This window comes from Thioalkalivibrio sp. ALJT, from assembly GCF_000381825.1.
In the GTDB taxonomy this organism is placed as follows: Bacteria; Pseudomonadota; Gammaproteobacteria; order Ectothiorhodospirales; family Ectothiorhodospiraceae; genus Thioalkalivibrio.
This window is the reverse complement of sequence record NZ_KB907122.1, coordinates 287,853-299,203: the sequence shown is the minus strand read 5'-3', so window position 1 is coordinate 299,203 and position 11,351 is coordinate 287,853. Positions and strand designations below refer to the sequence as shown.

The window sequence follows — 11,351 nt, the reverse complement described above, 5'->3', positions numbered from 1 at the left end:
GCGTGTCCTGTCGGAAGCGTTCCCCTGTAAGCCTTGATCCCGGAATTGTTTTCGGGGGCGGCTTGCTGTTGGTGGTTCTGCTGCTGGCGGGTTGTTCCGGAACGTCCGAGCGTGATTCGCGGCCGCTGGGCGAGGCCGCCTACGACGGTTATCCCGAGACAGCGGATGTGCCTCCCGATCTTGCGTTGATCCCCGAGCCGGTGCCGCGCGACGAGCCACTCAGCCGCTATGGCAATCCCCCGGAGTATGAGGTGTTCGGGCAGCGCTACCGGACGCTTGCAAGCAGCGAGGGATTCGAGGAGGAGGGTGTTGCTTCCTGGTATGGCACCCGGTTCCATGGTCGCCGCACCTCCAGTGGCGAGACCTACGACATGTATGCGATGACCGCAGCCCACAAGTCGCTGCCGCTGCCGAGTTATGTCCGGGTCACCAATCTCGAGAATGGCAAGCAGGTTGTGGTCCGCGTCAATGATCGCGGTCCGTTCGTGGACGGTCGCATCATTGACCTTTCCTACGCCGCAGCTCATCGCATCGACATGACGGATGTCGGGGTCGCCCGCGTTCACATCCGGGCGGTGGGACCGGGGGATGTCGGGGCGGGACGCGTGGCGCGGTCCGTGCCCGAACCGGAGCCCTTGCCGGCGGCGGAATCGGCCGCTGCAGCCGATGGCCCGGAGCATGCCGGGGATCACGATCCTGTCCTTGGCGAGTCCGAACACGGCGTACGTTATGTCCAGGTCGGGGCCTTCGCCGAGCGCCGTGCGGCCGAGCGGGTGCAGGCCGATCTGGTAACCCTGGGACTGGATGCCGTGCGTATCTCGACCCTCGAGCGCGCGGACGGAGCCGAGCTTCATCGCGTGCGCATCGGGCCCCTGCCGGACAGTGCCGCAGTGCAAGCCATCACGGATCAGTTAGAGGATACCGCTCACGGGGATTACCGCATCGTGGACGTGGGGCGCGAGGGGGGTGCTGACTAGCCTGTATATTTCAGGCATGCGCCCCCCGCGGGTCTCATGTCCGCACAGGGGGGCTTCAGTCAGTCCGATGCGGCGCTTACCCGGAAAAGCCCCTGTGCGGCCCGTATCCTGCCCGATCATCGCGCGAATGCATGAAGCATCCGGGTTGAAGTCCCCTTCCGGACGCGTGGTTCGGGTGAACGCCGAGCGCCCGGGTCTGACAGCCCCCCGGGATTCTCGAGTGCCTGTTGCCGCCCGATCCAGGGCCCAACTCTGCTATCGTATCCGGGTTCTCGAGGAGGCCCTGTGCAATCATGAATCTGTCCGTCCGTACTTCCCCTTTTCCATTGTTGTTGGCCGGCCTGGTGTCGGTCTGGATGCTACTGGCCGCCCCGGTCGCAGCGGATGTGCAACGTCTGCCGGTAGCCGGCTCCGGGGCCGGGGGTGCGGCGCTGGCGGCCGGCGTCCCCAGACCGCCGAGCGATGTTACGGCCGCGAGCTACACGCTGCTGGATTTTGACTCGGGACTGCCGCTGGCCACCCGCGATCCGGATGTGGAACGCGAGCCGGCCAGCCTGACCAAGTTGATGACCGCATATGTGGTCTTCGGCGAGATCCGCGCTGGTCGAATGGGCCTGGAGGACCGGGTCACCATCAGCGAGCGCGCCTGGCGCACCGGTATGCGCGGTGCTTCGCGCATGTTTATCGAGGTTGGTGAAGAAGTCGAGGTTGAAGACCTGCTGCGCGGGATGATCGTCCAGTCCGGCAACGATGCCTCGACCGCACTCGCCGAGCATGTGGCCGGGTCCGAGGGGGCCTTTGTCGACCTGATGAATGCGCAGGCACGCGAGCTGGGCATGATGCGTTCGTACTTCGCCAATCCGCACGGGCTGCCCTCGGATGAGGCGCAGTACACCACGGCGGAGGACATGGCCAGACTCGCGCGGGCCCTGATTCGCGACTTTCCCGACCTCTACAGCTATTACAGCGAGCGCTCGTTCGAGTACAACGACATCACCCAGCGCAACCGCAACATGCTGCTCTGGCGCGATGCCGGTTTCGATGGCCTGAAGACCGGCTGGACGTCCGGGGCCGGATACAACCTGGTTTCGTCGGCCGAGCGCAATGGCCGTCGGCTGGTGGCCGTGGTGATGGGCGTCGAGGCCTCGGACCACCAGCAGGGGGGTACCCGGCGCGCGAACGAGTCCCAGGCGCTGGTCAACTGGGGCATGCGTTTCACCGCGACGCGCAAGCTGTTCGAAGGTGGATACGAACTGGGAAGCCCGCGGGTGTACAGCGGCATGGAGACCGCGGTGCCGGTCGGCCTCGCGGACGACTTCTGGGTGATGGTGCCTCCGGGACGTGAAGATGATCTGGATGCCTCGATGGAAGTCCACCAGCCGCTGCGGGCGCCGCTGGCCGCGGGGCAGCCGGTCGGCGAGGTCGTCGTGCGCCTGAATGACGAGGTACTGCGCGCCCAGCCGCTGGTCGCACTGCAGGGGGTCGAACAGGGCGGACTGGTCCGTCGCCTCTGGGATGAGGCGGTCCTGTCGATCCAGTCGGTCTGGCCATTCTGACGAGCGAGCCGCGTGTGAGCATTGCGTACTTCAATGGCGAGTACCTGCCACTGGATGCCGTCCGGATCTCGCCGCTGGACCGCGGTTTTCTGTTCGGTGATTCGGTTTACGAGGTGATTCCCAGCTACGGCGGGCATTTCTTCCTGCTGGACCAGCACCTGCAACGTCTGACGCGGTCGTTGGCGGCGATCCGGCTCCCCAGCCCGTACGGGCCCACGCAGTGGCGTGAACGGCTGGACGGCCTGCTGCAGCGCAATGCGGACCCCGCTACGCCCGATCTGGGGATCTACCTGCAGGTGACCCGCGGGGTGGCGCCGCGCGACCATGCCTTCCCGGGCGAGGTGCGGCCGACGGTCCTGGCGATGGTCAGCCCGATTCGGCCACTGCCCGCGACGACCCGGCGTCAGGGTATCGCCGCCGTGACCGCGCCGGACCAGCGCTGGGCGCGCTGCGACATCAAGGCCACGACCCTGCTGGCCAATGTGCTGGCGCGTCAGGCCGCCACCGAGCAGGGCGCTCAGGAGGCGATTCTTCTGCGTGACGGTCACGTGACCGAGGGAGCGGCCAGCAATGCGTTTGCGGTGCTGGAAGGCGTGGTGGTGACCCCGCCGCTGACGGCTACCGTGTTGCCGGGGGTTACACGTTCGCTGGTGCTGGATCTTGCGCGCAATGCCGGCTACCCGGTCTGCGAGCGCGATCTCGCCGCAAGCGAGCTGCAGCGCGCAGACGAGATCTGGTTGACCAGCTCCACACGTGAGGTGCTGCCGGTTACGCGGCTGGATGACCACCCGGTGGCGGATGGGCGGCCCGGTCCGGTCTGGCAACAGATCCACGCGGCGTATCAACACGCCAAGTCGGAAGCCCATACGAGTGCCTCCATGTTGCCGCCGGAGGGTATGTGATGAGTGATCGCGAGACCCTGATCGAGTTTCCCAGCCGCTTCCCCATCAAGGTCATGGGCGAGGCACACCCGGAGCTCATGCAGGCTGTAGAGGCGTGCGTAGCCGAACATGTGCCGGATGCGGGCGATGCCGTGATTCAGCAGCGCGCCTCCAGTGGTGGCCGCTTCGTCGGCATTACCATTACCTTCACCGCGACCAGCCAGGACCAGCTGGACGGACTTTATCAGGCCCTCGGACGTTGCGACCGGGTTCGCATGATTCTGTGACCGGCCCGCGTATCCCCGGGGCCGTTGTGCGACTGCTGGGGGCGCAGCCCTACGTGCCCGTCTGGCAGGCAATGCAGCTTCAGGCGCGGGAGCGCGACGCGTCCCGGCCGGACGAATTCTGGTGTGTCGATTCGCCCCCCGTGTTCACTCAGGGCCGGAATGGCCGTGCGGAACATCTTCTTGATCCCGCTGCGACCCCGGTGGTTGCGATTGATCGCGGCGGACAGGTGACCTGGCACGGTCCGGGTCAATTGCTCGTCTACACGCTGCTGGATCTGCCGCGACTGGGGCTCGGGGTCCGGCGCCTGGTCGAGGGTCTGGAACAGGCGGTGATCGACACCCTGGCGCACTGGGGGATCCACGCCCAGCGTCGTGCGAATGCACCGGGGGTGTATGTTGGCGGGGCCAAGATTGCGGCGCTGGGTCTGCGTATTCGGCATGGGCGCAGCATCCATGGACTGGCGTTGAATGTTGCCCCGGACCTGGCGCCGTTTCGGCGCATGAACCCCTGTGGTTATCCCGGGCTCGCTGCAACCTCCATGCAGCAGCTGCTCGGTCCCCTGGACGCCGTTCGAGTTCGTGAACAGCTGCTTGCCCAGCTCGCCGCGCAGCTGTTTCCCGCCGCGGCTGCGAGCATCCGGCATGAACCTGCGTTGCCGCCCGAGTTGGTCCGCGTGCTGGCGCTGGGATGTTGTCCCGCGCTCGGAGGCCGGGCCTGATCCTTTACGGTGGCTTCGCCCGGCCGCCTGCCCTGTGTGGCTAGGCCTGGTTCGTCATCCGGTGTTTACGTGCCTTCGGTCCGCAACCTGCCGATTTTTGGCTAGCCCTGGTTCGTCGCCTGGTGTTTACGGTGCCTCCGGTCCACATACTGCCGTGCGCTGACTCGCCAGCGCGCCCCGCCCGTTGTTGATCAACAACTGGCTTTCTTGCTTGCCCAAGAAAGGACCCGTCGAGGCGCACCCGGATTTCGCCCGGGAACCTCGCTCCGGGCGCGCTGGGCCGGCGGCGCTGAACTCGCTGCGCCTGCGGCTTCGCTCAGACATCCAGCGCCCCGAATTTATGGAAAACGGGCCGGCCCATCACGCCCTCCGCGAGGGGCTCCATACGGGAGGGGTAGGTCAAAACCGACCGTATCCCTACGCTTACGCCTAACCATAGGCACCGCCACCCGAAAGTCCCCGGCGCCCGCGCCGCGGGCGCGGCACGCAACGGCCAACGGCCGAGCGTGCCTAGATGCTGGAAGACCTCGCCTTCATCCACTGGCAAGACCGTCGGGATGGCCGTTGTCTTGACCTTGACCCCCGTTGTCGTCGCGCCGAGCGGAGAGGGTTTTCGCGGGACGATTCAAAATAGAAACGGGGGCGCTGGATGTCTGAGCGGAGCCGCAGGCGCAGCGAGTTCAGCGCCGCCCGCGAAAAGCCTCGGAGCGAGGGAAACCCCGGCCCGCACAGCGGGCCGGGGTCGCGGCAGTCGGGCGTGTTTCTTGGGTACTTCTTTGCACGAGCAAAGAAGTACCTCGGGGCGCGCTGGCGAGTCAGCGCACGGCAGTACGTGGACCGGAGGCACGTAAACACCGGATGCCGGACCAGGACCAGCCACTACAAGGTAGGCGGCCTGCGTAGCCACCGTAAACACCTGAGGTTGGACCAGCGCCAGCCTCGGGGCGCGGGATGCTGGCCCAGTGGCCGGGAACGGCAGGGCGGGTCAGGCGGTTTCGAGGCCCTGGGCCTGGAGGTCGGCGTGATAGGACGAGCGCACCATCGGCCCGCTGGCCACCTGCTTGAAGCCCATCTCGCGGGCACGTTCGCCCAGCTCGTCAAACTCCTCCGGCGACAGGAAGCGCGTTACCGGCAGATGGTGGCGCGAGGGCTGCAGATACTGGCCCAGGGTCAGCATGTCGCAGCCGTGATCGCGCAGATCCTGCAAGACCTCCAGCAACTCCTCGCGGGTTTCGCCCAGGCCCAGCATCAGGCCGGACTTGGTCGGCACACCGGGATGCTGCTCGCGGAACTGACGCAGAAGCTCCAGCGACCAGGCATAGTCGGCGCCGGGGCGTGCCTCGCGGTACAGCCGCGGGACCGTCTCCAGGTTGTGGTTGAAGACGTCCGGCGGGGCCTGGTGCATGATCTCCAGCGCGCGGTCCATGCGGCCACGAAAGTCGGGTACCAGGATCTCGATCTTCGTGTGCGGGTTCAGGCTGCGGACTTCGCGGATGCAGTCCACGAAGTGGCCGGCGCCACCGTCGCGCAGGTCGTCACGGTCCACGGAGGTGATCACCACATACTTGAGCCCCAGTGCCTGGATGGTCTCGGCGAGGTGACGCGGTTCGTCGGGGTCCAGCGCGTCCGGGCGGCCGTGGGCGACGTCACAGAATGGGCAGCGGCGGGTGCAGATGTCGCCCATGATCATGAAGGTCGCGGTGCCGTGGGCAAAGCATTCGCCGAGGTTCGGGCAGCTCGCCTCTTCGCAGACCGTATGCAGCTTCTGTTCGCGCAGGATACCCTTGATGCGCTGTACCTCCGGGCGCGCCTGACTCTGGGCGCGGATCCATTTCGGCTTGCGCTGCGGGCGTTCGGTCGGACGGATCTTGACAGGGATGCGTGCGACCTTGTCGGCGGCGCGTTGTTTTTCGCCGGGCTGCGGACGGGTTCGGGTATCCATGGGCCTTACCTGAATCTCGTGGCCGCCGGGGTGGTGTCCCGGCTGGCGTGGGGCGATCGGGTAGCGCGGTCTCAGACCACTGCGCGGATCAGCGCCTCGACTTCCTGACGTGCGGTCTCGATGGCGGGCAGGTTGCCCGCGTCGTCCAGCACGAAGCCCAGGCGGTCCACCGCGCGCAGGTCAGCCAGCGCGATGTGGTCCGCGAGGGGATCATCCTCGGTGTCTTGCGGGCATGCCGCACGCGCAATCCGCACGATGTCGGTGAGTACCTGAGCCTCGGGGTTTTCCGGGCCACCGGAATCGCGAATGGCCTCTATGATATCGGATGACAGCTCCCATTGCCGGGCAACCAGTTCGCCGACCAGGCCTTCCAGGCGCAAAAGGATGCGCTGGAGGTCCTGAGGCGTGTGGTCCGGGTGGGCGCGCGCGACCTCGGCAATCACCGGCAGGGCGCCCACGCGGTGGAGCAACCCGGCGAGCAGGGCGGTCTGCGGATCTGCGGCCTCGCATTGGTCGGCCAGTACGCAGCTGTAGGCGGCGATGCGTGCGGAGCGGCGCCACAGTCGCTCGAGCAGGTCGTGTAGGGGGCTGTCGCGATGGATGAATACCTGGTGCATTGCCAAAGCCATGACCAGTTGGCGGGTCCGTTCCAGACCGAGGCGCGCGACCGCATCCTGCAGCCGGCTAATGACGCGATGGCTGCCCATGGCCGGGCTGTTGGCCACGCTCAGCAGGCGGCCGGTGACACTCGGGTCTTCCTCGATGATGCGGGTGGCGTTGGCGATGGAGATGTCCGGGTCCTGCAGGGCGCGCTGCAGATGCAGGGCCACCTCGGGAAGTTGTGGCAGGGCGAGCTCGCCGGCGTAGGCGTGGGTGTAGACGCTGCGGAACAGCTCGCCTTCGAGGTCGGACAGTTCGATCTCGCTGACCTCCACGTTGTCCTGGCTGCTGTCGTCGACCAGGGTCTCGTACAGATTGCGGTCGAGTATGGCCAGTGTGGCGCGCGAGGCCGCAATGGCGTGGCTGTGGTAGTCGTGGGTCGTAAATAACGGGCTGAGGGCCTCGTCCGCATCGCCGCGCAACATCGCCGAGTGGCGCCCGCTGGCCAGGATCATACGGCCCTCGAGCAGGAAGATCATGTTGCGGAATTCATCGCGCGCGTGCAGCTTGAAACCCGGGTTCACCGTGATGGTGCGGGCATGCTGCAGCAATGTCTCCCGCGCGCGCTCGCCCAGGTCGGCGAACGGATGCAGGTATTGGATGCGTTCTCTAATCACCGGAGCGGTCAGACGTTAAACATGGCGCGGAGTTCCGCGAGGTCATCGGCGCGCTCCTCGAGCCACGCCATCGGTTCGCCCGCTTCCGGAGGCGTAATCCCGAGAACCTCGAACGCGGGGACCGCGGACGCATCCGGAACGGCCTCGCTTTCCTCGTGGCGGACGAGCCATTCCGCGATCAGGGTGATACTGGCGTAATCCGGCGCGCTGGCGCGATAGTCCCAGTCCCCGGCGTGTTCGGCCACGGTCACGAGGTCGCTGCCCAGATCCCAGTAGTTGATCACCAGCACCCCGACGAGATTGCGCAGGTGGTGCACCAGAGACCAGATGTCCTCGGTATCGGGCTGGATGTCACGCAGCTCGACGAACTGGATGATCGGTACCGCTCCGATGCCGGCGATCAGGCCGGCCAGCAGGGCGCGTTCGCGGTCCAGCTGCTTGAGCGAGTCGGCGATCAGGTAGCTGTAGACGGATTGCAGTGCCCCGAATTTCCAGCACTGTTTCATTGCCTCCCGGGTCGAGGCGTGGCGTGCCTTGAACGCCTGACGCAGTGCCATGTTCATCGCGAGCATTCGGGTGTTGCGGAAGCCGAGACGGGTAACGGCTTCACGCACCGACTGGATCGGTTTCGAGGCGCGAAAAAGCGGGCTGTTGGTCGCATGCAGCATGGCAGCGGCAATGGTGCCGTCGCGCTGGATCAGCTCGGTCAACGAGTCCAGGTCGGCGTTCGGGTCGTTGCTCAGTTCCTGAATCTGCAGCGCGATCTCCGGCATGGTTGGCAATTGCAGCTGCTGGCTGGTGATCAGGTCGTAGAGTTCGCTGAAGAAGGCGCCTTCGATGTCGTCCAGATCGGTGTCACTGACGGCCAGCGAGGTGCTGTGGGCCTGTTCCAGTGCGGCGGTCGGGATCTCCAGCAGCTGGCAGGGGGTTTCGGTGATGACGAAGTCCTGCTGTCCGATGGTGTGGTCGAAGAGCTGCTCCGGGCCGTCGGAGACGGTGATGCTGGCGGTAATGCGGGCCGGGGTCCCGCCCCGGACACGAACGAGCTGGCCGTCCAGCAGAAACAGGTAGCGATCGCTTGCATCCTGCGGGCGGAGGCGGCGGCCGGCCTCCAGCTCGCGGGTCGCGCAGGCGGATGCCAGTTCGCTGCGGGCCTGGTCGGACAGGCTCGAGGTCAGATCGAGATCCTTCAACATCGCATCAATGCGGGTGCTGTCCATGGAGTCTTTCCCGATTCGGGCTTTGCAGTCCATACCCCGCCGAGGTGGGCTCGTATGACTGAAGGTACAGTTGCTTGCTGGCAGTGTAGCACCCGATCTTGCGTCCGGGAGCGTGCCGGTTCGCGGTGATTGTTGCGGGCGCGGGCGCGGGCGTGGGATCGGAGACCGGATTTTATTGCGGTATTCCGAGGTGCAGAGTCTTTGTCGCGAGGGCGTGGCAAAGGGCGCTCGCTTCCGGATATGCAGCCGTTCAGACCTCGGTCTGACAGGCGCCCGCCGGGGTGGTGGCGCCGCGGCAGAGGAAGCGCGGCCGGTCGTGGGCATCGATCAGGCCGTGCGCCCGCAGGAAGTCCCGTGCATCGGCGGCGTCCTCGCGAAACCAGGCGGCCGTGCGGCCCAGGCGGAAGCTGTAGCCCCAGGTATCCATGTCCTGCATCAGCCGGGTCTGGCCAACGCCGGGGAGGGTGTCCGCGAGCAGGATCTGCAGATAGCAGACGCCGCATTCCTCGAGATCATCGCCCCCGGCATTGGTGTGCAGACAGGTGCGCCGGGCCGGGTCCATGCAGATCACGTGGCCGGCCTCGTGCAGCGCCGAGTGCAGCGGGGTGTCCGGGCGCACGTGTACGGTCTGTCCGATGATGCCGGCTTCGGGTTCGCCCCACCAGGTGCCGGGCAGTGTGGCACCCGCCGGGTGCATCACCAGCTGCAGGCCATAGCGTGTCAAAAGGGCGCGCAGCCCGGCCTCGATGGCGGGATCGCTGCATTCCAGCACAGGGGTGGTCATGGGGTGGTATCACCGGGAAGAGTCCGGGACTGACTGTGGGCGCGGGCGCGTCGGGGGCACTGCTCGGGGTGCTCGCGACACCAGGCATCGACGTGTTCGGTGAGGTCGTCCTGGAAGCAGAGCAGATAGAAACGCGCCTGCTCGCGGTTGGCAATGGCCGGGCGTCCAAGGGTGTCGACCACGCCGGTGCGCAGCGCCGCGATGATGGCGTTGGCGGCCTTCTTTTGTGGCCAGGCGGTGATCTGTTCCCAGGTCGCCGGCGTAAAGTACAGCCGCAGCAGGTCGGGGCGCGTCGTCAGCAGCATGCGCGTAACGTTGCGCAGGGTTGTCTCGGCCTGGCCCCAGTCCTGTACCAGTCCGCCTTCCAGGAGGCGTTCGATCTCCTCGCGGCCCTTGGGCGAGAGCACAGTGCAAACCTCAGGCGTCCGGGGCGTCCTCCGGCGTGAAGGCGCGGATGGACAGCGCATGGACCTCGCCGGAGTCGATCTGGTCGCGCACGGTGGCATAGACCGTCTGGTGTTTCTTCACCGCGTTCATGCCGGCGAACTGCGGGCTGACGACCAGGGCCTCGAACTTGCCCTCACCGCCGGTTACTTCAACCTTCTCGGCCTCCGGCAGGCCGGCGCGGATGAGTGCGGCCACTTGGCTGGCTTCCATGATGAGTCTCCCGATTCGTGCGATTTGTCTTGTAAGGTGTGACCACGCGGCCCCGGGCCCGCGTGAGGCGTGGCCCGGGGTCGCAACCGCGGATGATAGCCGCGTGCCGGTTACGACAGAAGTGCCCCCACTCGGGAAACACCTGCATGGAAAGTCGGGGTGGTTTGGGAGGTTCCGGCGTACCTGCGCTAGCATCTGGTGTATCGGAACCGGGTCTATCGACCAAGGAGGCAATGACCAATGATCTTCAAGCAACTGTTCGAGGACGAATCGTCCACCTATACCTATCTGCTGAGTTGTCCGGATACCGGAAAGACGGCGTTGATCGACCCGGTCATCGAGACGGTCGACCGCGACTTGCGCGTGCTGCAGGAGATGGGCCTGACGCTGGACTACGCCATCGAGACCCATATCCATGCCGACCACATCACCGGCGGGCGCATGCTGCGCGAGAAGACCGGCTGCAAGCTGGGTGGCCCGGCCATGGACGAACTGCCCTGTCGTGACTTCGGGCTGCGCGAGGGTGAACCCTTCCAGGTGGGTAATCTGGTGATCAACCCGCTGTATACCCCGGGTCACACCGATGCGCACCATGCCTACCTGATGGATCACGTCGGCCTGAAGATGCTGTTCTCGGGTGATGCCCTGTTGATCGAGGCCTGTGGCCGGACGGATTTCCAGTCCGGAGATGCCCGGACGCTGTACCACTCGATCCAGGACAAGTTCTTCACCCTGCCGGACGAGACCCTGGTCTATCCCGGGCATGACTACGAGGAGCGTCAGATCACCACGATCGGGCAGGAGAAGATGCGCAACCCGCGTCTGGGCAAGGGCAAGCCGGAGGCCGAGTTCGTAAAGATCATGGACGAGATGGATCTACCCTATCCGAAGAAGATCGACTGGGCACTGCCGGGCAACGAAGGCTGTGGCATGTGCCCCGACAACCTGCCGGACCACAAGCAGCGTTTGTGCGAGCCCGATCAGCAGGGCTGATCCCGTAGCAGACGCCGGGCGGCCGTCCTTGCTGGAGGGGCGCCCGGCGTGCCGGGAC

General features: G+C 66.1%; 12 protein-coding genes and 1 pseudogene. 6 read left to right on the top strand and 7 right to left on the bottom strand.

Annotation, left to right across the window (positions count from 1 at the left end; all coding sequences use genetic code 11):
* The first annotated feature begins 2 nt into the window (after nucleotides 1-2).
* The 5 genes from G332_RS0103700 to lipB all read left to right on the top strand — a co-directional run bounded on the left by G332_RS0103700 (nucleotide 3) and on the right by lipB (nucleotide 4,420).
* The gene (locus G332_RS0103700; protein ID WP_369699370.1) at nucleotides 3-977 is read left to right on the top strand and encodes a septal ring lytic transglycosylase RlpA family protein; all 975 of its coding nucleotides are present in this window, start codon (nucleotides 3-5) and stop codon (nucleotides 975-977) included.
* A 293-nt stretch (nucleotides 978-1,270) separates the two neighbouring features.
* The gene (locus tag G332_RS0103695; protein WP_026340566.1) at nucleotides 1,271-2,533 is read left to right on the top strand and encodes a D-alanyl-D-alanine carboxypeptidase family protein; all 1,263 of its coding nucleotides are present in this window, start codon (nucleotides 1,271-1,273) and stop codon (nucleotides 2,531-2,533) included.
* 14 nt (nucleotides 2,534-2,547) lie between these two features.
* Nucleotides 2,548-3,435 carry a D-amino acid aminotransferase gene (locus G332_RS0103690; protein WP_019625643.1) on the top strand — a complete coding sequence of 296 codons (888 nt, stop codon included), beginning with the start codon at nucleotides 2,548-2,550 and terminating at the stop codon, nucleotides 3,433-3,435.
* Complete coding sequence (locus tag G332_RS0103685) at nucleotides 3,435-3,701, top strand: YbeD family protein (protein WP_019625642.1); 267 nt, start codon at nucleotides 3,435-3,437, stop codon at nucleotides 3,699-3,701. Before G332_RS0103690 ends, G332_RS0103685 begins: the two co-directional genes overlap by 1 nt.
* Nucleotides 3,698-4,420, top strand: coding sequence for a lipoyl(octanoyl) transferase LipB (gene lipB, locus G332_RS0103680; RefSeq protein WP_019625641.1), 723 nt, complete (start codon nucleotides 3,698-3,700; stop codon nucleotides 4,418-4,420). Before G332_RS0103685 ends, lipB begins: the two co-directional genes overlap by 4 nt.
* A 316-nt stretch (nucleotides 4,421-4,736) precedes the next feature.
* On the opposite strand, the pseudogene G332_RS13850 reads toward lipB, so the two are convergent.
* The 7 genes and pseudogenes from G332_RS13850 to G332_RS0103650 form a co-directional block, all read right to left on the bottom strand.
* Nucleotides 4,737-4,957 (bottom strand): annotated as a pseudogene (locus G332_RS13850) (hypothetical protein).
* Between the two features lie 448 nt (nucleotides 4,958-5,405).
* The gene (lipA, locus tag G332_RS0103675) at nucleotides 5,406-6,362 is read right to left on the bottom strand and encodes a lipoyl synthase (RefSeq protein WP_019625640.1); all 957 of its coding nucleotides are present in this window, start codon (nucleotides 6,360-6,362) and stop codon (nucleotides 5,406-5,408) included.
* Nucleotides 6,363-6,433: 71 nt separating this feature from the next.
* Entirely contained in the window at nucleotides 6,434-7,639 is a 1,206-nt protein-coding gene (locus tag G332_RS0103670) for an HDOD domain-containing protein (protein ID WP_019625639.1), read from the bottom strand.
* Nucleotides 7,640-7,647: 8 nt separating this feature from the next.
* A complete protein-coding gene (locus tag G332_RS0103665; protein ID WP_019625638.1) occupies nucleotides 7,648-8,859 on the bottom strand; it encodes an HDOD domain-containing protein in 1,212 nt (403 codons plus the stop codon).
* Between the two features lie 250 nt (nucleotides 8,860-9,109).
* Nucleotides 9,110-9,643 carry a hypothetical protein gene (locus tag G332_RS0103660; RefSeq protein WP_019625637.1) on the bottom strand — a complete coding sequence of 178 codons (534 nt, stop codon included), beginning with the start codon at nucleotides 9,641-9,643 and terminating at the stop codon, nucleotides 9,110-9,112.
* On the bottom strand, nucleotides 9,640-10,050 hold the full coding sequence (locus tag G332_RS0103655; protein ID WP_019625636.1) for a hypothetical protein: 411 nt from the start codon (nucleotides 10,048-10,050) through the stop codon (nucleotides 9,640-9,642). Before G332_RS0103655 ends, G332_RS0103660 begins: the two co-directional genes overlap by 4 nt.
* A gap of 10 nt (nucleotides 10,051-10,060) precedes the next feature.
* Nucleotides 10,061-10,300, bottom strand: coding sequence for a BolA family protein (locus G332_RS0103650; protein ID WP_019625635.1), 240 nt, complete (start codon nucleotides 10,298-10,300; stop codon nucleotides 10,061-10,063).
* Nucleotides 10,301-10,540: 240 nt separating this feature from the next.
* Between G332_RS0103650 and G332_RS0103645 the strand changes: the two genes are divergently transcribed.
* The gene (locus tag G332_RS0103645) at nucleotides 10,541-11,293 is read left to right on the top strand and encodes an MBL fold metallo-hydrolase (RefSeq protein WP_019625634.1); all 753 of its coding nucleotides are present in this window, start codon (nucleotides 10,541-10,543) and stop codon (nucleotides 11,291-11,293) included.
* The last annotated feature ends 58 nt before the right edge of the window (nucleotides 11,294-11,351 follow it).